This is a genomic window from Candidatus Dedyshia acidiphila (assembly GCF_051025295.1).
Taxonomy (GTDB): domain Bacteria; phylum Acidobacteriota; class Terriglobia; order Terriglobales; family Acidobacteriaceae; genus KBS-83.
The window spans coordinates 20,423-42,264 of sequence record NZ_JBMGJV010000012.1 but is presented as its reverse complement, the minus strand read 5'-3'; the positions used below and the strand labels follow the sequence as shown (position 1 = coordinate 42,264).

Sequence of the window (21,842 nt, the reverse complement as noted above, 5' to 3'; positions counted from 1 at the left end):
GTCGTCTAGACGAACAGCAGGCAGACGGGTGCGCCCAGTTTGTAACTGCGGCCGGTCGGAGTGAGGCGTCCGTTCTGCGGATGGCGCGCGAAGACGACGACCGATTGCGAGTCCTGGTTTGCGACCAGCACCCAACGCTCCGAGGGGTCGAGTGTGAAGCTGCGCGGGTTGCGTCCGCCGCTGGCCAGCCGCTGCACGAAGTGCAAGCCACCGCTGCCGGGATCGATGGCAAAGACAACCATCGCGTCGTCCGCAGGATCGTTAATGGCGCGATCGGATGCGTAGAGGAAGTGACCGCTGCGGTCAATGGCCAGCTCTGCCGCCTTGCTATGTCCACTCGCGCCAGATGGTCGAATGGAGACCTCTGACAACAAGGAGAGGTGGCCCGTTGACGCATCCCAGGCGAGCGCGTCAACGGTCGCAGACAGTTCGTTGACGGAGTAGACCCAGCGGCCGTTCGGATGAAAATGGGTGTGGCGTGGGCCGGAGCCGGGCTTTGCGTGCCAGCGGAAGATCGGCTCGTCGAGCTTCGCAGTCGCGAGGTCGGTGCGGAAGACCAGGATGCTATCGATGCCAAGATCGTTGACGAGCAGGTAGCGCTCATCGGGCGAAAGCGTGACGCAATGAGTGTGCGCGTGGTCCTGCCGCTCTTTGTCCGGACCATGGCCGGGGAACGCGATGTGGCTGACCGGGCCGACCAGCCGCCCTGCTTCGACGCGGTAGGACGCAAGCGAGCCGCTGGTGTAGTTCGCGACATAGACGACGCGACCGGCGCGATCGGTCGTGAGATGGCATGGGTCACTGCCGAACGACGGCACGTGGTTCACAAGCGTGAGGCTGCCGCTGTTCGGGTCACGCCGGAATGCGCTGACGGAGCCGCCCTTGCTGCCATCGGGCTCCGGCATGGTCTCTGCCTCGTTGACGCAGAAGAGAGCCTCACCCGTGGGCGGGACCGCGAGAAAGGATGGGTCGACTGTGGCTACGGCACGATGCCATGGAGCAAGCGTGCCGGTGGACTCGTGCCACTCGGCGACATGGATACCGTCGGACTCGCCGCCGGGGCCGGTGTCATGCGTGTAGGTGCCGGCGTAAAGCAGCGGACGACGCGATGTCTTTTGTGAGAGCAAGGTGCGAACCATGAGCGGGGCGAGCGGAGCCAGCGCCAGAACCACGCGGCGGGAGAGGCGAACCATGCCGCTCATGCTAACGCAAGATGGCGTGGTAGGCTGCCGCGCATGAGTACGCAGCAGAGATTCCGCGCAGTGCTGACCCCGGATGGCACTAATCTGCGCTGGGTTACGGCACGTGTGCCGTTCGATCCGGCGGCGGTGTGGAAGCAGCGGCGCGGGATGCGGGTGCGGGGCACGGTCAACGGCTTTGCATTTCGGACTTCGCTGTTCGGCTCAGCCGAGAGCGGGTACGTGGTGCTGGTGAACAAGACGATGCAGCGGGAGGGACACGCCGCGGTTGGTGACCTGGCCGAGTTCACGCTTGAACCGGACCTGGAGGAGCGTGCTGTGGAGACTCCGGCAGAGTTGGCGCGACTGCTGAAGCAGGACCGAGCATTGTCACGCTGGTTTGCGGCGCTCAGCCATTCGTATCGCAAGGACATTTGCGAGCATGTGGCTGAACCGAAGAGCGCAGAGGCGCGTGCGCGCCGAGCGGAGCAGTCAGCGGAACGCATGCTGCTGGCGATGGATGGTGAGCGGTCGCTGCCACCGATCCTGCAGGTGGCGTTTCGACGCGTGCCCGAAGCAGCGCAAGGCTGGGAGGCGATGACGGATGTTCAGAGGCGAGGGCAGCTAATGGCGATCTACTACTACCAGAGCCCGGAGGCGCGCGAGCGACGCGTGCAGAAAGTAGTGGAGGATGCCCTGCGCGTGGCACGGAAGGTGACGCCAAAGTCTCGCGGCGACGCTTTGTAATGAGCGTCGCCGCGAGCCACGGACATCGGGGTTAGAAGTTGAAGCGAGCGGCGAACTGGAGTTGGCGCATGTAGGGCAGCCCGGTTCCGCTAACCGCTGGATCGACCGAGGTGATCTGCCCCGCGTTTGTCGAGGTAACAGAGCAGTCGATGCAGTGGGGTGAGCTGCCGCTCGAGAAGCCGAGCGGAGCATGATTGAAGACGTTGAAGACCTGGAACTGGAACTGGGCCTGCACGCGCTCCGTGATGGGGACGCTCTTGAAGAGCGACGCATCCGCGAAGTACTGCGAGGGGCCGAAGTACGTGTTCCTGCCAGCGTTGCCAAAGGTGCCGAATGCCGGGCGGGCAAACGGTCCACTCTGCGCGCCGTTCAACGCCAAGGGGGCGACAGGCGTGAAGAAGCGGCGGGTGTGGGTGGTGGGATCGAATGATGACACGCCAGTGGCGAGCCGTCCGAAGGTCTTGTCCGGGCGGCAGTCACTGCTGGCGCCGGTCTGGCCCGGGTTGTTGTCCAGATCCTGATCCTGCCCGCATTCGTTGTAAGTAGGCGTGAACGGCAAGCCGCTCTGCCATGTGGTGGTGCCATTCAGAGTCCAGCCACCGACGGCGTAATTCAGCAGACCGCCCTTGTTCAGGTAGCGCTTGTTTTTGCCGACCGGCAGCTCATACGTGCCGCTCGCGGTGAACTGGTGCGCGCGGTTCGTATCGGACTGACCGTAGCTGAAACGGCGGTACTGGTTGAACGCTGCATCGTTCGCGTAGTTGAAGGCGCGCGACCAGGTGTAGTTCGCGTTCAATTGGAATCCGCTGTGGAAGCGTTGCTCGATCACCGCCTGCAGAGCGTTGTAGGAGGAGCGGCTTGCCGGAGCGGTCGACGTCAGAGTGGTGTCGCAGCACTGCACGATGGAGCCGTTGTATGGCTGCGAAAACCGCTGATAGAAGGGCCGGCGGGCCGTACTGTTGCCGAGCTGTGCTGGGGTGGTGGGCAGCACCGGCTCGTTGATGTCCCACCCGAAGGTCTCGCCTGGGTAGACACGCTCGCCAAGATTGCCGACATAGGCCAGCGTAGTCGTGAGATTGCTGGTGATCTGCTGCTGCAGGGAGAGGTTGTACTGATCGACCTTTGGTAGATAGAGGCGGTTGGGGCGGAATTCGTAACCGATTCCATTGCTCATCGGGATACGACCATTGGCCGGAATGAGAAACGGGCCCGGAGGCGCGGGGACCGTGGCCAGCGTGGTGGCGGGAGCCGACCCTGCACTGTTGTTGGTCGCAATGTTCTGCGCCGTCAGGACTGGCGTGTTGTGTGAGAGCACCGTTCCGAAGATGGTGCCGAAGAAGCCGACATCGTCATAGACCTGCCCAACTGCGCCGCGAATCACGGTGCCGTTGCGCACCTGGTAGGCGAACCCGAAGCGACCCGCCAGGTTGAGATAGTCCGTCTTCTCGCCACCGTTGGTACCGACGCCCACACCGACGACCTGGGTGTAGCCGGCGAACGGGTACGTGAAGCCACCGCCTGCACGGTCGGTTGCGGTCTCCGGGAAGATCAGGTCCCAGCGGACGCCGTAGTCCAAGGTGAGCTTCGGCGTGATGCGCCAGGTGTCCTGCCCATAGAAGGCGCCACGCTTTTGACGAGTGATGGCGTTCTGGTCGTAGACGACGAAGCGCTGGTACTGCTCCGCATCGCCGAGCAGCACCGACGCGAGCGCGAGACCAGTGCTCGCCTTGTCTGCGGGATTCTGCGTGCTGCCATTGCCGAACGTGAACTGCCCAGTGCGGTTGTAGTCGCTGGCGTTGCGCAGGTTCTCTGCATAGCGGACATCGCCGCCAAAGCGGAAGCTGTGATTGCCAGCGATCTTCGTCCAGTTATTGACGATCTGGAAGACCTGCTCACTCTCGAGCAAGGGGCAGTTGCAGCCCTGTGTGCCGAACTGCGAGATGCTGCTGTCGCCGGTGATGTTGATGGTGGGTGATCCATCTGTACCGAAAACGCCAGTGTTCGAGTTTGGAATGCCGGCAGCAAGCGCTGGTGCGGTGCCGGCGTCGAACTTGTTCTCGGCGACGTGGTACTTCAGCAGGCCAAAGCGGAAGTCGGTGAGCAGGTTGGAACGTACAGCCCAGTCGAAACCTGCAGAGACGTTCTGGTTCTGCACGTTGTCACGCCCGGTGGAGTTTCCCAGCCCAAAGCCCGGTCCGCCAGCAGCACCGAACACCGGCGTGCCAGTGAGACGAAAGTTCGCGTAGTCATAGCGCGCGAAGGTGTGAACGGTCTGCGTGGTCTGCCAATCCAGACGAATGTCTGCCTGATCGTTGTTATTGATGCCATTGCCGGAGGCAACGTAATTGTTGGTGATTCCCGGTGCGTTCGGCGCAGGCAGCGCCCGCAGCAGCGCGATTGCCTGAGGCGAGGCAGCGCCCGCCGGGAGAATGCCACCCGGATAGACCTGGCGAGTGACGGGGTTGTAGAGGGAGGCAGTGGTGTACTCGGTGAGATCGCAAGCGCCGCCGGTGAGACAAGTGCTACGCACTAACGCGCTCGGCACATTTTCTCGCAGGCTGGTGCCTACGCGCTGGCGCGTGCCCTGGTAATCCAGGAAGAAGAACGCCTTATCTTTGCGGATCGGGCCACCGACGGAGCCACCGAACTGGTTGTAGAGAGAACTGGGGATGTAGCGGTTCGTGACAGGGTCGCGCGCGTACTGGGTGAACGGGTCCCTTGCCTGCTGCGCATCGCTGCGCCGGTATTCGAATGCGTCCCCATGGATCTGATTGCTGCCAGAGCGTGTCTGCGCTGTAATGATGCCACCGATGGCGCCGCCGAACTCTGCCTGATAGTTCTGCGAGATGACACGCATTTCGCTGATCGAATCGAGCGTTGGATTGATAACGATGATGCCGAGCACCGGATCGCGATTGTCGGTTCCGTCGAGAATCCAGCCAGTGGTGCCGTAGTTCGCGCCGTTGATCTCGACTGCCTGCGAGCCCTGCGGGTTCTCCGTCGGGCCGATGTTGAAGGCAGAGCGCTGCACGCCGGGGGTCAGCAGCTCGAACTGGGTGAAGTTGCGATTGACGCTGGGAAGCGACTGAACGGTCTGCCCGGTGAGAACCTGCGCGACATCCGCGCGATCCGTTTGCAGTGCTGCTGCCTGCGCTGTGACAGTCACGGTCTGGCTTGCGCCGGTGACGTTCATGGTCATATCCACGCGCTGCGTCGCATCGGCCACCACAGTGATGGTGGCGGAATCGGCAGCGGTAAAGTTCGGCGCCTCAGCATGGACAACGTAGGGGTCCGGGATCAACTGGTCTGCACTGTAAAGGCCATCTCCGTTTGCCTGAAGTGTCCGAGTGGTGCCTTTGGAGGTGTCCGTGATGCGCACCGTCGCATTCGGGATCACAGCACCAGAGGCGTCATGCACGGTGCCGCTGATGTTGCCGTAGATGGCCTGGGCCATGGCGGGTGTGGCAACGCTGACGAGAGCGAGCGATGCGAGAAGTGCAGCACAGGTTGAGCTGGAATGAAGGTTGGGACGGAATACACGCGCAGATTTGCCGCGTCGGGGAAAGAAAACCCACTGCATGATGCGACTGCCTCCTGAAAGGTACCGACAAGTACCGCAGTTACCCGTTGAGATGCACAGCCGCTGCAGAATGTCAGATCGTGAAAGGTACTAGCCTTCGCCTATAGCAGTCCCTAGTTGACTCTCGAGTTCGTACTTTCTTCAGCTACGTTTTCAGCTGCCGAAGGGGCTGGTGCCTGCCGTGTCGTGGATCACGGATGCTTGCCGTTGCGTGGTTTCATTTTTTGACATCTGTCACCACTGTGGAATAGCCTAGAAACTCTTGAGGTAGAAAGGAGCAACACATGACAGAGACCAGGCTTGGCGGGCAGTTCACTTTTCCCGGTACTTCGACCACGGTGCACCGGATGGGTTACGGTGCGATGCAGCTGGCTGGCCCCGGCGTCTGGGGTCCGCCGAAGAATCACGAAGCGGCGCTCGCAGTTCTGCGCGAGGTTGTGGCTGCAGGCGTCAACCACATCGATACGTCCGACTTCTACGGCCCGCGTGTCACGAACCAGCTCATCCGGGAGGCGCTTTCCCCTTACCCTGCAGGCCTGGTTCTCGTGACCAAGCTCGGGGCGCGCCGTCCTGCGGACAAGTCGTGGCAGCCAGCGATCTCCCCAGAGGACCTGAAGGCCGGTGTGCATGACAATTTGCGCAACCTGGGCGTGGATGCGCTCCAGATCGTGAACTTTCGCAGGATTGGATCCGGCCACGGGACGGAGGAGGGCAGCATTGCGCCGCAGGTGAGGGCGCTCGCGGAACTCAAGCAGCAGGGATTGATCCAGCACATCGGGCTGAGCAATGTGACGGCCGCTCAGGTTGCTGAGGCGCAGGCGATCACACCCGTCGTGTGCGTGCAGAATCACTACAACCTGGCGCACCGCGAGGACGACGCGCTGATCGATTCACTCCATCGCCAGGGCATCGCGTACGTGCCGTTCTTCCCACTGGGCGGTTTTACCCCGCTGCAATCTTCGACGCTGTCTGAGGTTGCGACACGGCTGCAGGCAACGCCGATGCAGGTGGCACTGGCGTGGCTGCTGCATCGGTCGCCCAACATCCTGCTGATTCCGGGGACATCGTCGGTCGCGCATCTGCGGGAGAACCTGGCCGCGGCGCAGTTGACTCTATCCACGGACGTGCTGGAGGAGCTGGACGGAATCGGCGCAACAGCGGTTCAACACTGATGGCGGCAAAGGTCAACGCAGACTTACCACTGACGCGCGAGCAGATCGTGTCCACGGCGGAAGATGTGGTCCGCCGCTTTGGTCCAGGGAAGGCCACGGTAGTCGACGTGGCCCGCGCACTTGGGGTGAGCCATGCGGCAGTGTATCGGCATGTGAGCAGCAAGGCAGAACTGCGGGAGTTGGTTGTGGGCCGCTGGGCGGAAGCAACAATGCCGCCACTGCGCGTTATTGCTGCCCAACCTGGCCCCGCACCACAGCAACTGAGAAGGCTGATGGATGCGCTGATCGCGGTGAAGCGGCGCCGGGCGAAGGACGACCCAGAGCTCTTCGCGGCGTACCGCATTCTGGCAGCTGATGCGGAGTCCGTGGTCATCGCTCATGTTCAGGAGTTGGTCGAGCTGATCGCGGCCGTCATTCGCTCGGGCGTGAAGGAAGGCAGCTTCCGCAAAGTCGACCCGCGGGCGACAGGCGAGGCGCTGCTGTTTGCCACATCACGCTTTCACCATCCGGCGCACGCCAGCGAATGGTTGAAGCGAGGCCTCGACGAGAAATATGAGGACGTGTGGCAGATGCTGATGTGCGGGCTGCGCGAAGCGAAGGCACCAAGGCAGAAGCCACGCTGAGGAGCGACCGTGACCAAAAGGCACTCGGGCGCGGGCTCGCATTCAGCGCAGGAAAGCCTCGGGCAGACCGCCGTCCACCGGAATCAGGTGCCCTGTTGTGCACGGGGATTTTGGCCCGGCGAGGAAGAGGATCGCCTCTGCACAGATCGCCGGATCGATGGGCCGGTGTGTCAGTGTGCGCTCCGCATAAAAGCGCGCCAGCAGCGTGCGCAGCTCATCGTCGGTCATGCTTTCTTCAAATGCGATGCTGTACTTTTTGAGAGACGCGATGACGCGATCCCGGGGAAACATGGTCGAGCCCTTCACCACCGTGGCAGGGCTGATGCCGTTGACGCGGATCTTTGGGGCCTGTGAGACTGCGAGTTCCCGGATCAAGTGACTCAGCGCAGCCTTGCTGACGTCATACGCTTCCGATCCGCGCTTGGGCACGACCGCATTCGCAGAGCTCGTCAGCACGACGCTCGCTTCGAGATCCTGCTCGCGTAGCAGCTTGCCAACTTCCTCGACGAGCAGATAATTCGCGGTGACATTCACTTCCAACGTGAGCGCCCACTGCTCGTCCGAGATCACGCCCGTTGGCGATGAGGGGAAGAGCGCGGCAGTGTTGATCAGCAGATCGACTCCACCAAACTGTTCAACCGTGCGCTGCGCCGCGGCTTGGATCGAATCGCGGCTGCGAATGTCTACGGAGACGGCGATCAGGGCTTCCTTGCCCGCCGTCTCCATGATCTCGTCAGCAATGGTCTCTGCACCCGCGATGTCGCGGTCCGCGATCACGACGTGTGCGCCACGTTCTGCTGCGAGTCGCGCAACCTCACGCCCGATGCCGCTGCCGCCGCCGACTACGAGTGCGATGTGACGGCTGAGCTCCTTTTCTGCTGGCTGGCGGCGGATCTTCGCGTCTTCCAGAGCCCAGTATTCAATGCGGAAGGCCTCCGCTGCGGGCAGCGCGACATAGTTGGTGTACACCTCGAACGCTTCTGCCAGCGCATCCGAGCCACACTGCGGTACGCGCGATGCCGGCTCACCCTCTTCGAGCGCAGCCGCACCCTTCATCACGTGGATTGCATTGATGTAGAACTCGCCGGTGATGCGCGACTCGGGCTTGCTCTTGCCGAAGCTGAACATCCCAATGCCCGGGATGAGGATCACGGTCGGGTTCGGGTCACGCATGGCTGGTGAGTCCGGCACGCGATGCTTGCTGTAATATTCGCCGTACTCCTTGCGATAAGTGCGCAGGCTCTGATCTATTTCGGTTTTCAGCGAGTCGATGCCCGATGCAGGTCTCCATGGTACGTAGAGCGGACGGATCTTAGTCCGGATGAAATGGTCCGGGCAACTAGTTCCGAGATAAGCGAGCCGCTCTGCGTCTGCAGAGTTCACAAACTCGAGCACATCCGGCTGGTCTGAATACGTCGCGATCATCCGCTTCTGCTGCGCGATGCGACCACGAAGGAATGGCAGGATCGTCGTGGCCAGTTCCCTGCGGTCCGCGCGAGCTTCGTGCCTGCTGCCGCCAAGAATTGCGGGGCCCTTCTTCGCGACGTGCGCTTCGATGAAGCTTGTGATCTGGTCGATGACAGCAACCGTGTTGCGGTAGCACTCGTGCTGTGTGTCACCCCAAGTGAAGAGGCCGTGGCCACCAAGAATGATGCCATCGCAGCCGGGCTCCTGCTCCACGGCGCGTCTCATCATCAGGCCCAGTTCGAAGCCGGGCCGCTGCCAGGGAACCCAGACCAGCTTATGGCCATATTGCTGATTGAACTCCTGCATCTTCTCGTGACCGTTCGCTGCGGCTGCCATGGCGATTGCGCAGTCGGGATGCAGGTGGTCGACATGCGAGAAGGGCAGATATCCATGGAGAGGCGTATCGATGGAGGCGACCACCGGGTTCAGCCCAAAGGTACACAGCGGATAGAACGCCACCATTTCGTCTTCACGGTCCGCGCCAGCGTACTGCTGCTCCAGCGCAAGCAGTCGCTCCTGGTACAGAGTCGCAAAGCCCTCACGCTTGATGCTGCCGAGATCGCCGCCACTTCCCTTCACCCAAAGCACGGTCGTCTTCGCACGCGTCAGCGGGTCGGACATCTGTACTTTCGAACTGGTGTTGCCTCCGCCAAAGTTTGTAATGCGCAGATCGGATCCAAGCAGGTTGGAGCGGTAACGCAACAGCTCCGGTTCGTCCATTGAACGCGCGACGTTTTCGTCCCAGCGGTCTTCGAGGTGCGCGAGCTCTATGTGAGGGCGAGCGAGACTGGCGGACATACTCATCCTGCTTTCTGCTGGGTGCCGAGCGCGGCATTCAGTCGCCGCGCGGTGAAGCACATGATAACGGTGGTCCCAAGCACAAACAAATCTGCGGACTGGGATCAGGCATACGTCGTCAACAGTGCGGCATTTCTCGCGCCGCGTTCGCGCTCAGTGCGTGCGACATACCCGCTGTCGCGGAGCGCTGCCAGGGGGTCGACTGGCAGCCCACGGCTGGAGCGCCATTCGGCGACAGCCGGACGAACGTCGGTCCAGAATGCGGAGCGAAGGCACTCTTCGGCTTCGACGATTCTGCCCTCAGACTGCAGGGTTGCAAGACGTTCTCGATCCACCAGAGCTGCCTTGAGATAGAGCTCCTGCGCGGCAACGACCGTCTGCACCATCGCTTCCATTTTGCCCTTCAGATTGTGGCTCTGGTCGATCATGTACGCGATCTGCCCAACCTGGCTGCGATCCGGCTCCATGAAGATTTCATGGAAGATGCGGAAGATCTGGTATGGGTCGATCGAACCGAGTGTGAGGTCGTCATCAGCATAGCGGCGATCGTTGAAGTGAAAGCCTCCCAGCAGCCGGAGGTGGAGGAGCCACGTGACGATCTGCTCGATGTTCTGCGAGGCATAGTGGTGTCCCGTGTCGACGAGCACGCGCGCCTGCGGGCCGGCGGACTGTGCCAGTTGCACGGCCATGCCCCAGTCTGCAATGTCCGTGTGATAGAAGGCCGGCTCGAACGGTTTGTACTCGATCAGCATGCGTTGTGTCTTCGCAAGTTCCGCATGGGTCGCAGCCATCGCCTCCTCCAGCCAAGAGATTCGCTTGCGAATGCTCTGGGAGCCGGGATAGTTCGACCCATCCGCGATCCACAGCGAGATATCCGCGGAGTCGAGCTCCCTGGCAATGCGCACCGACTCGACCAGGTGATCAATCGCGCTGCGCCGAATGCCGGGGTCCGGATTGCAGATGGAACCGAGTTTGTACTCCTGATTTTGGAACAGGTTGGGATTAATGGAGCCAGCACGCACTCCATATCGCGCAACCAATCGGCGAATCGTACCTGCGTCCGACAGCCCACCTGGCACATCCCAGAGCACGTGCAACGCAAGTTGCGGCGTAGCCCCGGTGAGTGCGTGCACCTCGGCGGCATCGGCGAACTTCTCCTCAAGCGTCGTGGCAGCGCCAGCTTGCAGAAATTTGCCGAACCGTGTTCCAGTATTCGCGAAGCCCCACGAGGGGATCTCAATCTGGAACTGGTCCAACGTTCCCATCGTGTCGCGCAGGATTTTGGACTCGTCCATCAGTACACCCCCGAAGCAAACGCGAGTGTAGTTCGCCTCGCGGTGGTTTCCAACTGGGACTTCTTTCCGAGTGCCGGGTCTGTGCGGGAGGAGAGGCTGCGCTTGGAGCGAGCGCGCCGCCATTTGTCCGCCTGCTAATGTGGCCCTCGGCGGGATTCGATGATCACGGATCCAAACATCGAATCGGCGATCTCGCCTCTAAGGCTGCACTCCAGTTTCGAAGTTGAGTGCAGCCAAGGTGGAGCGGTATTGGTACTGGGCGTTCGTGTTTGCGATTTCAGCCTGCGTCTGCTGCAACTGCGCCTGGCTCAGCTCGACGATGGACGAGAGACCGAGACGGTAGCGGGTCTGGGCGAGGGCGAGACTCTGGTTGGACTGATTGAGCAGCTGCTCGGTGACAGCAATTCTCCGGAACGCGTTGTTCGCGTCAAGCCAAGCGGTCTGCACGTCGCGCACGATTCTGTCTTTCAGTTGGCGCGTCTGCTGGCCCGCAGCCTGGGCGCGGTACCTGGCCTGCTTCGACTCTGCTGAATAGAGGAAGCCGGAGAAGATCGGAATACTCAGATTCGCCCCGATTGCACCCTCCCAACTCGACACGTAGTACTGGTCCGGCCGCACGGGCGATCCTCCTACGGTGCCAAGCGCAGTCAACGTGGGCAGATGCTGGTCTGCCTGCGCGCGGCTAAAGCGCTCCTCCGCCTGACGCGTGAGGTCGAGCGACTGCAGGTCGGGCCGCTGTTTTATCGCGAGGTCCAGCAATGTGGTCTCATCCGGTGGTGGCGGCAGATTCGGCGTCATCTCGTCCACCAGCGAGTAAGGGACGGGGTGATCCAGGCCAAGCACCTCGTCCAGGGAAGCCATGCTGGCCGCCGCATTGTTCTGCGCGTCGAGCTGCAGCAGCTGTGCCTGCGCCAGGTTGACGTTCGCAAACGTCAGGTCAAGGGTGGACCGGAGGCTGTTCTTCGTCAGCTCACTCACCTGAGTCTGTGTGGTTTGCCGCAGAGCGACCGTGCGCGCAGCGACCTGCAGCAATGCCTCTGCCTGCAACGCCTCGTAAAAGAGCTGGTCCGTGACGAGTATGACGTCCTCACGCGTGGCGAGTTCATTGGCACGTTGCGCTCGCTCCCGCAGCTTGGAGGAAGCGACCAGATTGTTGGTTCGTCCGAAATCGGTAATGAGTTGCGACATGCTGACGCCGCCACCCACGCGAGTGAAGAGACGTGATGCGGACAGAGAGCCAGAAGAGACGCGGCTGGCCTGATTCGCGTCCTGCGCCGTGATCGAGCCAGTGAGTTGTGGAAGTTCTCCTGCTCGCACCTCACGCACCACCTGATGCTGCGCCAGCGTGAGCAGGTGACTGATGCTGACGCGCGGATTATTTGCGAGTGCCATTCGCTCCGCATCGCCGCGGGTCAAGCGTGTGCCGGGCGGACGCGCGGGTGATGGAACGACCTGCGCTGCAGCCTGTTGCTTTGGCGGATCAGCTGCTTGTGAGAGTGCGGCCGTCGCACAGGTGATCGAGAGTCCGGCGCTGACCAAAGCGCGCGTGATGCTTCGCATGCTAGACCTCCTCCGGCAGCGCTGACGTTTGGATCGGCCCTGAACGTTGGCCATGCACCAGCAGATACACAGCCGGGACCAGAAACATGGTGACGACGACAGAGACGGCGAGGCCGCCAATCAGCGCACGAGCAAGCGGCGCGTACTGCTCGCTGCCCGCCTCCAGGCCGAGTGCCATGGGAATCATGCCAAGCAGCGTAGCAAGTGAGGTCATCAGGATCGGCCGCATGCGGATCTTGCAAGACTGCACGACAGCGTCCAGCAGTGACTTGCCCTGAGCGCGTAGTGATCCGGCAAACTCGACGATGAGGATGGAGTTAGAAACGACGATGCCGGTCATCATGATCACGCCCATCAGCGACATGATGTTCAGCGTCGATCCGGTCGCAAGAAGGATGAGCACCACGCCGGCCAGTCCGGGTGGAATCGCCATCAGGATGATGAACGGATCCAGAAAGGAGGCGAACTGCGCCATGAGGACGAGATAGATCAGCGCAATGGCAAGCACAAGGCCGATGCCGAAGCGCTGAAATGAATCCGTCATGCTGCGCACTGCACCGTTGATGCTGATCCGCATGCCCTTGGGCCTTTGAACGCCGTCAAGGATGTGCTGCACTTGTGTGCTGACGCCATTGAGCGCCTCCGAGCGCGGCTGGACATAGACATCGATGACGCGACGCAGTCCGTAATGGTCGACCTCGGTCGGCGTATCGATCTCTCTGGTGAAGACTACGGAGCGCAGTGGTGTGTAACCAGTGTGGCCTTCGCCACGCAAAGGTATGTTCTGGAACTCCTCCATGTTCATGTGCCCGATCCTTTGGGTTGAGTACTGGACGGTGAGCATATAGTTGTTGCCGGTCTGCGGATCGATCCAGTAGCTGGGTGCGATGACGCCGTTCGATGTGAGCGCGGTGATCACGTTGTCCACGACGTCCTTCGGGGATAGGCCGATCAGACTGGCGCGCTCGCGATCGATGTTCAATTGCAGCCCGGGGTACTTCAGGTCCTGCGGGATGTACACATCGCCGACACTCGAGAGCTGCCGCAGCTGTTGAGCGATGGCCTGCGCCTTCGCATACGCTGCAGTCTGGTCGTTCGAGCTGATCTGGATATCGAACGGCGCGGGAAGTCCCTGGTTGATGACAGAGTCGACCAGTCCACCTGCCTGGAAGTAGGTCTGGACCTCCGGCATTCGAGATGACAGGCGACGGCGGACCTGATCGATGTATGCGTAACTGCCAGTTGTGTAATTTTCGTTTAGATTGACCTGAATGAAAGCCGTGTCCATGGATGCGTTCGGCGTGTAGATCGAGGACAGGTCGGGCGTGATGCCGATGTTCGACACAATCATGCCGAGGTCATGCGCTGGGACGACCTTGCGTATCTCGTCCTCAACGCGGCCGACGTATTGGTCGCTCAGCTCGATCCGTGTGCCACTTGGCATTTTCACGTTGATGACGAACTGCCCCGGATCGGTTCGAGGGAAATAGGCGCGTCCCAGGATCGGGGTGAGCACAATGAGAACCAGCGCAGTGCTACCCAGCAGGATGGCTGCGGTGACGCCGGGCCGCCGCATTGCACGATAAGCCAACGCTTCATACCGATCGAGCAGGCGCTGGAACCCGATGTTGAAGCGATCGACCACACGCTGGAAGACGCTCCGGCTGTGGACCTTCGCTTCGTGCACGTGCAGGTGGATGAACCTGGCGCAGAACAGCGGCACCAGCGTCATGGAAAAGAAGTATGACGCGAAGATACAGATCACCACTCCGAGCGCCAGATCGGTGAAGAGATAGCGGCTCACTCCGTTGAGGAGAAAGACCGGGAAGAACACGATCGAGGTCGCCACGGTGGCCGCAAGTACGGCCAGCGAGACTTCAGTTCCGCCATCGGCTGCGGCGTTCTCGGGACTGAATCCCTCCTCCATGAAGCGGATGATGTTCTCGAGCACCACCACCGAGTTGTCGATGAGTCTTGAGAGCACCAGCGCGACGCCACCCAGCAGCATGGTGTTCACGGTGCCACCGAATGCGTTCATCACCACCAGGCAAAGCAAAATCGACATCGGAATCGACAGCAGAGATGCTGCGGCCGCACGCGGACTGCCCAGGAAAAGCAGAATCATAATCCCGGTAAGCGCCAGGCCGATCAGCGCCTCCTTGAGGAGATTGCTGATCGCACCTTTTACAAATACCGATTGGTCGAACACGACGGCTGTACGCAGCACGGGCGGAATATCGACTAGCCGCTGGATGGCGGCACGCATACCGTTGGCGATCTGGATCGTGTTGCTCTTGCCAGCCTGTTTCAGGATGGGAACATACACCGAACGCTGACCATCGATGCGCACGATGTTCGTCTGGATGGCGCCCGAGTCTTCCGCATGTCCGACGTCGGCGACCAGCACCGATGCATTGCCGGAGGAGCGCAGCGGCATCGAGTTGATCTGCTGCGGGCTGGGAACCTGACTATTTGCGTAGAGGTTGTAATCCTTCGTGCCGATGCGCACATCACCCGCGGGCAGGATCAGGTTGGATTCGTTGACGCTCTTCACCACGTCCATCAGGCTCATGTTGTGAGCCTCCAGCTTCAGCGGATCGACGTAGATCTGGATCTGGCGATATCGACCGCCAAATGGCTGGGGCACGGAGGCGCCGGGCACATTCGCGATCTGATTTCGTACCTTGAACTGTGCCAAGTCCTTCAGTTGTGTCTCGTTCAGCCCATCACCCTTCAGCGTAACCAGGCAGATTGGCTGACTCGACGCGGTCATGCCGAGCACGACCGGGGGCAGTGTGCCGGCAGGCAGTCGCCGCAGATCAGCCATGGCCAGGTTCGAGATGTTGCTGAGGGCCGAGTTCGCATCCGTGCCGGGGCGGAAGTAGATCTTGATCAGACTGACACCGGAGAGGGACCGCGACTCAATGTGGTCGATGTTGGCACCCAGCGTGAAGAAGCGCTCGAAGGTGTCGGTGATGTCGGCTTCGATCTGCTGTGGGGGCATGCCGGAGTAGAACGTGGCGACCACCACGACGGGGATGTCGATTGATGGGAACAGATCGACCGGCATCGAGATCACATTAACCACGCCGACCAGGAGCACCATGAGCGAGATCATGAGGATGAAGAACGGATAGCGGAGAGCGAACTTCGTCATGAGTTCCTTCCCTCCCCGGATTGCGGGTCCGTCATGCCACCTTCTTCATGCGTGACATCGCTGGCTGGCTGCACCTCATCACGTGGCGTGATGGTCTGGCCATCTGCGAAGCGGCCGCCGCCATTCAAGACCACGCGGTCACCCTGCTTGAGACCGCTCGTGACTTCGATTAGTCGGGAGCCTTGAATGCCAAGTTCCACGGAACGCTGATGCACGCGGTTGTCGCGATCGACCACCAGCACGCTTGTTGCACCGTCATTGCGCTCAACCGCAAGCAGAGGGATCGTCAGTACGTTCTCCTTATGTGCGAGCTGCACATAAGTGTTGGCGTACATGCCGGGGTCGATGCTCAGGTCGGCATTCGGAACGTCGACCTCGGTCTGCATGGTGCGGGTATCCAGGCTGATGTTGCGGGTGAAACGAACGATCTTCCCGGTGAAGGAACGGTGGAGTGCATCCACGCGAATCTGCACCGTGTCGCCGTTGTGAATGTAGCCGACGGCATCCTCCGGGACTGGCAGCCGCAAGCGCAGAACATCGCTCTGTGAGAGCTTGATGAGCGGCAGGCTTTGCGTCTCGGAAGCAGTGCCTGCCTGGATCAGAGCGCCGGTGTCGGCGTATCTCCACACCACCACTCCGTTCAACGGAGCGGTGACAGAAGAATAAGACTGCAGTGCACCGACACGCTCCATATCGGCCGTAGCAACGTCTGCTTGCCGGCGTGCTGCCGAGAGGCTGGACTGCGCTGCGTCCATCTGAGCCAGCGAACTCTCCGACTTGGCGCGGGCGTCATCCAGTTCCTGCTGCGCAACGATGCCAGGCTGAGCCCTGGATGCCTGCTCGAGGCGCTGGAAGTTGGATTGGACTGCAGAGTACGTCGCCTTCGCGCGCCTCAGTTCGTGCTCGGCGACGGTGATCTCTTCGCGGCTACGCTGCTGTTGCGCCTGACTGCCGCGGTACTGCGCATTCAGCTCAGGAACTTCGAGCACGGCGAGCGTCTGGCCCGCGTGGACCCGGTCTCCGATGTCCACGTAGATACGACGTACGTAGCCCGACACCTTCGCGTGCACATCGATCAGCTGGTACGGCTGGAACTGACCCGCAAGACTGAGCACGTGCGATATATTGCCGCGCTGCACTGGAGAAACCACTGCCGCGGGCGGCTGACTGCTTGTATCCGCTACAGCGCTGCGATCCTTGCAGCCAGCCAATGCCACAGTGACGACGAGAGACGAGACGAGGGCTTGCGACACTCGAAAGACAGGCATTTGCACGCAACCTATTCCGTTCTGGCCAGCGCGATCTGCGAATCTGCTGACGATCGATCCCGTTGCGGAGCCGTGGAGAGGCAGCGCACAGGATCGCCGTAAGAGAGCCCAGGCGGACTACTGGCATTCAGGCGTAACGAAGGAGCGGTTTACGCGGCCACTCGGCTAAGCGAGAGCTGCGCAGGCGGCTAGCCCAGGGCGGGAGGAGGTCGGAGCAGAGCGGGACCGTTCCGCACGACAGATTGCTGCTTTGACGGAGCCAGTTCACGACGCCAGGCATCAGAAACGAGCAGCTCGGGAATGACAAACATCGCACAAGCACATGCGCCCGCACGCCTTGTCACCGGCGGCACAGGAAGATGCTCGGCGGTCGCGCTTACGCTCGCACGCTCTCGCTCGGAGAGCAGCTTGGCGACAGGTGTTTGCGAGGAAGACTGCGCGTCGATCTTGTAGAGCGAGAGCTTCGAATGGAGGCCCCATCCGAAGACAGCAAACGCAAGCAGGAAGACAAACAGAGCCACGGGAAGCACAACGGAGAGCTTCGCACGGCGCGTCTTCACTGCAGAGTTCATGGGTTGGGTTCCAGGATCAGCAGGCAGCAAGTTCCCGCACTAATCAAGAAAATCGTAGCATGACGTACTGCTCGGAAGCATGAATGCGATTGGAACGGGCCGCTCCTCTATTTCGGGAGTGCGGTTGGGGTGGCAGTGCGCAGGAAGAGGTACCGATCGCGCGTGGTATCAGGCCGGACCTCTGGCGTTGCGTCCAGATGCATTACTGGCCAGTTGTCGGCAGCATTGTAGGCGGGCCACTCCGGAACGCCGGCGCCGTTCGGGTTTCCGGTGCGCGCGAAGTTGATCCAGTAGCTCTGCACCAGTTCAGACAATTTGTAGTCCTCGTCCTTCCACGGCGCAGCGGGACGAAAGAACAGGTTGCCGAAGACATACTCGATCTCGCTTGAGTGGAATGCGCCAGCGGTCGCGGGGTGGTAGCGGTCTCCTGGCGAGGGATGATCGAAGCGGTAACGGTAAACGGGGGCGCCCCCGGTCTTCACCTGCGCGTCGATCCACTCCCACGTCGATGCCGCGATGAACAGATCGGCCGCCATATCGGCAGCAGCGCGGCGCGCTTCTTCGTCGGTAGTCGCAGGATAGTCCTTCAAGAAGTCGCTCGCCTGTGGACCCCACATGCTCTGGGCGGTCTGGCGATAGGTATCAAGGGTCACGGTTTCGCGCGGTGGACCGCCTTCGTCGCGATTCCATCCGGCGAGCAGCGGAACATGCGCCTGCTTGCCGGCAGCGAAGATCAGAGGCACCGACTGGGGCAGGAACTCGCCGTCGACATCGGGATTGAAGCGAACACCGGGAGCCTTCTGCGTCTCGATGGCCTTGACCAGATCCGTCGCAGGAATCGCGCGGAGATCAGCGAGTGACGTCTTACCGAGCACATCGCGCGCAAAGGCTTCATCGCGAGCTTCGGCCTGAGCCAGTGTTGGAAACGGCAGCGTGCCGCGGGAGAAGGCGGCGCCGCTTTCGCCAATTGCGTGCGCGAGCGTGTCCTTCGCCATGGGCGACGCCATCTGCGCGCTGACGGAGAAGGAGCCCGCCGACTCGCCAAAGACGGTGATGTTGCTGGCATCTCCGCCGAACTTAGAAATATTCCGCTTCACCCACTGCAGCGCGGCGGCCTGATCCATCAGGCCATAGTTGCCTGCCGCGTGTTGCGGCGATTCTGCGGCGAGTGCAGGATGCGCAAAGAAGCCGAAGATGTTCAAGCGGTAGTTCATGGAGACGAGAATTACGCCCCTGCGCGCAAAGGTGTCGCCATCCTGGCGGTGCTCCGACGTGCTGCCTGCGTAAAAGCCGCCACCGTAAATCCAGACCATCACCGGGAGCTTCGCGCCCTCGCTCGCGCTGTTCGGCGCCCAAATATTGAGCGTCAGACAGTCTTCATTTTGTCCAGGATCGTGAAAGACCATGTCCGCAAACGCATTCGCCTGCATGCAGCGGCTGCCATAGCTCTGCGCACTCCGAACGCCCTTCCACTTCCCTGCCGGCTGTGGCGGCCTCCAACGAAGCGGCCCAACCGGCGGAGCGGCGTATGGCACACCAAGGAATATGCGGACCTGACTGTCGTCCGAGAACTTCCCCTGCAGTTCACCCTTGTCTGTCTTCACACGCATTGGATCAGCAGCCTGCGAGGGAGAGGCGAACGCGGCCATGGCCGCGATCAAGAGAAAAGAACAGAGGGGCGAAAGCTTCATGCAGTCTCCGGGCGCGCATTGCGCGGTGCGGCACCATTGTAAGTCTCGGAGGCCGAGTCGACTCGAAGCGCCCGTGTCATCCGATTACCTGGCCTGAGGACCAGCACTTTCCGCTAGAGCCTTCAAGGCGAGGTTGAGCGCGAGCACGTTGACGCGCGCCTCTCCCAGCAGGCCAAACTGGCGCGGCGTGATTCGGGAATCGACCAGCGCACGAACCTGCTCAACCGGCAGATGACGTTCACGCGCAACGCGAGAAGCCTGGTAGAACGCCGCCGCAGGCGTGATATCCGGATCAAGACCCGAGCCCGATGCTGTTACAAGGTCGATGGGAATTGCATCTCCGTGGCCCTCAGTCAAGACGCTGGCAGTAATGCGACCGATGAGCACCTTGTTCGTCTGGGCCAGATTCGATCCCGAGGATGAGGAGGCATCGTAGCCGGTGCCGGCTGCAGATGGCCTGCTGTGAAAGTAGCCCGTCCCTGTAAATGGCTGGCCGATGATGGCCGAGCCGATGATGGTGCCGTGATCGCGAATGAGTTGACCATCCGCCTTGTTCGCAAAGGCGACGTGCGCGACCGCTGTGACTGCAAGCGGATATGCGATGCCCAGCAGAAGGGCCGTGACGATCGTGTAGAGAATGGCTGAAATCAGATGAGCTTTCATGGTGTCCATGCCTAGGCGAGACGGAGAACGGTGAGTACGACATCGATCAGCTTGATCCCGACGAACGGGACAACGATGCCGCCGAGCCCGTACACAAGCAGGTTGCGGCGCAGCAATGCAGCCGCCGAGAGTGGCTTGTAGCTGACGCCACGCAGAGCAAGCGGAATCAGCGCGACGATGATGAGCGCATTGAAGACCACCGCCGACAACACGGCCGACTCCGGGCTGTGCAGACGCATGATGTTGAGCGCGTTGAGAACGGGAAAGACACCCGCAAACATGGCGGGGATGATGGCGAAGTATTTCGCCACGTCGTTTGATATTGAGAACGTCGTCAGCGCACCGCGAGTCATGAGTAGCTGCTTGCCGATCGCAACGATCTCAATCAGCTTGGTCGGATTCGAGTCCAGGTCGACCATGTTGCCCGCCTCCTTCGCGGCCTGCGTTCCGGAGTTCATGGCGACACCCACATCGGCCTGGGCAAGCGCTGGCGCGTCATTCGTGCCATCGCCGGTCATCGCGACAAGCTTGCCGTCGGCCTGCTCGCGCTTGATCAGGTCCATCTTGTCTTTCGGCTTCGCCTCGGCCAGAAAGTCATCCACTCCGGCCTCCCGAGCGATGGCTGCGGCGGTGAGCGGATTGTCACCGGTGATCATCACGGTGCGAATGCCCATCGCGCGCAGTTGGTCGAAGCGTTCGCGCATGCCCCCTTTGACCACATCCTTCAGGTGAATGACGCCGAGTGCGCGACCGTTCTCCGCAACCACCAACGGGGTTCCGCCTGTCTTGGCGACAGATTCCGCCGTGCTCCGCACCTCTGCCGGCAACGATGATCTGTGCTGCTGGAGATAGCGCGCGATCGCCTCCACGGCACCTTTTCGAATGCTGCGGCCCTCCACCTCTATCCCACTCATACGCGTCGTTGCCGAGAAGGGCACGAAGTGAGCGTTCACCTCGGCGAGATCGCGGCCGCGCAGGTTGAAGCGCTGCTTAGCAAGCACGACAACAGATCGGCCCTCGGGCGTCTCGTCTGCAAGCGACGAGAGTTGTGCAGCATCCGCCAGGGCTTCTTCACTCACTCCCGGCGAGGGGAGAAATTCTGCTGCCTGGCGATTCCCAAGCGTAATGGTCCCGGTCTTGTCGAGCAGCAGCGTGTTCACATCGCCTGCAGCCTCCACTGCTCGGCCGGAGGTGGCGAGCACATTGTGTTGCACCAATCGATCCATACCGGCGATGCCGATGGCTGATAGCAGTCCACCGATCGTGGTAGGGATCAGACAGACGAGCAACGAGATCAGCACGAACACGGTTTGCGGTGCGCCCGAGTAGATGGCGAATGGCTGGAGCGTGATAACTGCGAGCAGAAAAATGATGGTGAGCCCGGCGAGCAGGATGTTCAAAGCGATCTCGTTCGGTGTCTTCTGCCGTTCTGCTCCTTCGACCAGCGCGATCATGCGATCCAGAAACGTTTCTCCTGGATTCGAGCTGATCTTGACCGTGATCACATCGGACAGCACACGCGTCCCCCCCCGTGACTGCGCTGCGATCACCGCCAGTTTCACGGATCACGGGCGCCGATTCGCCGGTAATTGCCGACTCGTCCACGGATGCGACACCATCCACGACCTCACCGTCTCCAGGGATCAGTTGGCCTGCGGCAACTCGCACCAGATCACCAACACGGAGCTGCGAGCCTGGCACCTCCTCCAGGCGCTCACCCGAAATCCGAAGCGCAACCGTCTCTGACTTTGCAGCTCGCAGCGCATCGGCCTGCGCCTTCCCACGTCCCTCTGCCATTGCTTCCGCAAAGTTTGCAAAGAGGACGGTGAACCACAGCCACAATGTGATCTGCAGATTGAAGCCGAAGTGACCGCGATGCCCTACCCGCTCTGCAATCAGTAGGCCCGTGGTGAGAATGCTGCCCACCTCGACGACGAACATGACAGGGTTCTTCATCATGAGCCGTGGATTCAGCTTGCGGACAGCATCGAGAGCGGCGCGCTGCACAATCCTGCGATCAGCCAGCGAGCGGCGATGTGCGTGTGGAGACATAGACGTGATCTCTCCTTGA

At 61.3% G+C, this 21,842-nt stretch carries 13 protein-coding genes and 1 pseudogene; 3 read left to right on the top strand and 11 right to left on the bottom strand.

Features of this window, described 5'->3' with window-relative positions; all coding sequences use genetic code 11:
• Nucleotides 1-5 precede the first annotated feature (5 nt).
• Nucleotides 6-1,193: a lactonase family protein gene (locus AC5IJH_RS07110; RefSeq protein ID WP_491902115.1), complete on the bottom strand. Its 1,188-nt coding sequence runs from the start codon at nucleotides 1,191-1,193 to the stop codon at nucleotides 6-8.
• Between the two features lie 42 nt (nucleotides 1,194-1,235).
• Here AC5IJH_RS07110 and AC5IJH_RS07105 point away from each other — a divergent pair, with 42 nt between their 5' ends.
• Complete coding sequence (locus AC5IJH_RS07105; protein WP_491902114.1) at nucleotides 1,236-1,925, top strand: YdeI/OmpD-associated family protein; 690 nt, start codon at nucleotides 1,236-1,238, stop codon at nucleotides 1,923-1,925.
• A gap of 31 nt (nucleotides 1,926-1,956) precedes the next feature.
• Here the strand turns inward: AC5IJH_RS07105 and AC5IJH_RS07100 are convergent, their stop codons facing one another.
• Complete coding sequence (locus tag AC5IJH_RS07100) at nucleotides 1,957-5,379, bottom strand: TonB-dependent receptor (RefSeq protein WP_491902113.1); 3,423 nt, start codon at nucleotides 5,377-5,379, stop codon at nucleotides 1,957-1,959.
• A 410-nt stretch (nucleotides 5,380-5,789) separates the two neighbouring features.
• On the opposite strand from AC5IJH_RS07100, the gene AC5IJH_RS07095 reads away from it, so the two are divergent.
• Both AC5IJH_RS07095 and AC5IJH_RS07090 read left to right on the top strand, forming a co-directional pair.
• Nucleotides 5,790-6,677: an aldo/keto reductase family oxidoreductase gene (locus AC5IJH_RS07095; protein WP_491902112.1), complete on the top strand. Its 888-nt coding sequence runs from the start codon at nucleotides 5,790-5,792 to the stop codon at nucleotides 6,675-6,677.
• The gene (locus AC5IJH_RS07090) at nucleotides 6,677-7,300 is read left to right on the top strand and encodes a TetR family transcriptional regulator (RefSeq protein ID WP_491902111.1); all 624 of its coding nucleotides are present in this window, start codon (nucleotides 6,677-6,679) and stop codon (nucleotides 7,298-7,300) included. The genes AC5IJH_RS07095 and AC5IJH_RS07090 overlap by 1 nt, the downstream gene beginning before the upstream one ends.
• Before the next feature lie 42 nt (nucleotides 7,301-7,342).
• Here the strand turns inward: AC5IJH_RS07090 and AC5IJH_RS07085 are convergent, their stop codons facing one another.
• The 9 genes and pseudogenes from AC5IJH_RS07085 to kdpB form a co-directional block, all read right to left on the bottom strand.
• Nucleotides 7,343-9,565, bottom strand: coding sequence for a bifunctional rhamnulose-1-phosphate aldolase/short-chain dehydrogenase (locus AC5IJH_RS07085; RefSeq protein ID WP_491902110.1), 2,223 nt, complete (start codon nucleotides 9,563-9,565; stop codon nucleotides 7,343-7,345).
• A 104-nt stretch (nucleotides 9,566-9,669) separates the two neighbouring features.
• Nucleotides 9,670-10,860: a sugar isomerase gene (locus AC5IJH_RS07080; RefSeq protein WP_491902109.1), complete on the bottom strand. Its 1,191-nt coding sequence runs from the start codon at nucleotides 10,858-10,860 to the stop codon at nucleotides 9,670-9,672.
• Nucleotides 10,861-11,058: 198 nt separating this feature from the next.
• A complete protein-coding gene (locus AC5IJH_RS07075; protein WP_491902108.1) occupies nucleotides 11,059-12,420 on the bottom strand; it encodes a TolC family protein in 1,362 nt (453 codons plus the stop codon).
• Between the two features lies 1 nt (nucleotide 12,421).
• Nucleotides 12,422-15,577: an efflux RND transporter permease subunit gene (locus AC5IJH_RS07070; RefSeq protein ID WP_491902107.1), complete on the bottom strand. Its 3,156-nt coding sequence runs from the start codon at nucleotides 15,575-15,577 to the stop codon at nucleotides 12,422-12,424.
• Nucleotides 15,574-16,845: an efflux RND transporter periplasmic adaptor subunit gene (locus tag AC5IJH_RS07065; protein ID WP_491902106.1), complete on the bottom strand. Its 1,272-nt coding sequence runs from the start codon at nucleotides 16,843-16,845 to the stop codon at nucleotides 15,574-15,576. Before AC5IJH_RS07065 ends, AC5IJH_RS07070 begins: the two co-directional genes overlap by 4 nt.
• A gap of 188 nt (nucleotides 16,846-17,033) precedes the next feature.
• Nucleotides 17,034-17,417, bottom strand: coding sequence for a hypothetical protein (locus AC5IJH_RS07060; protein WP_491902105.1), 384 nt, complete (start codon nucleotides 17,415-17,417; stop codon nucleotides 17,034-17,036).
• 107 nt (nucleotides 17,418-17,524) lie between these two features.
• Entirely contained in the window at nucleotides 17,525-19,108 is a 1,584-nt protein-coding gene (locus AC5IJH_RS07055; RefSeq protein WP_491902104.1) for a carboxylesterase/lipase family protein, read from the bottom strand.
• 84 nt (nucleotides 19,109-19,192) lie between these two features.
• The gene (gene kdpC, locus AC5IJH_RS07050) at nucleotides 19,193-19,771 is read right to left on the bottom strand and encodes a potassium-transporting ATPase subunit KdpC (RefSeq protein WP_491902103.1); all 579 of its coding nucleotides are present in this window, start codon (nucleotides 19,769-19,771) and stop codon (nucleotides 19,193-19,195) included.
• An 11-nt stretch (nucleotides 19,772-19,782) separates the two neighbouring features.
• Nucleotides 19,783-21,823, bottom strand: a pseudogene (gene kdpB, locus AC5IJH_RS07045) (potassium-transporting ATPase subunit KdpB).
• Nucleotides 21,824-21,842: the final 19 nt, after the last annotated feature.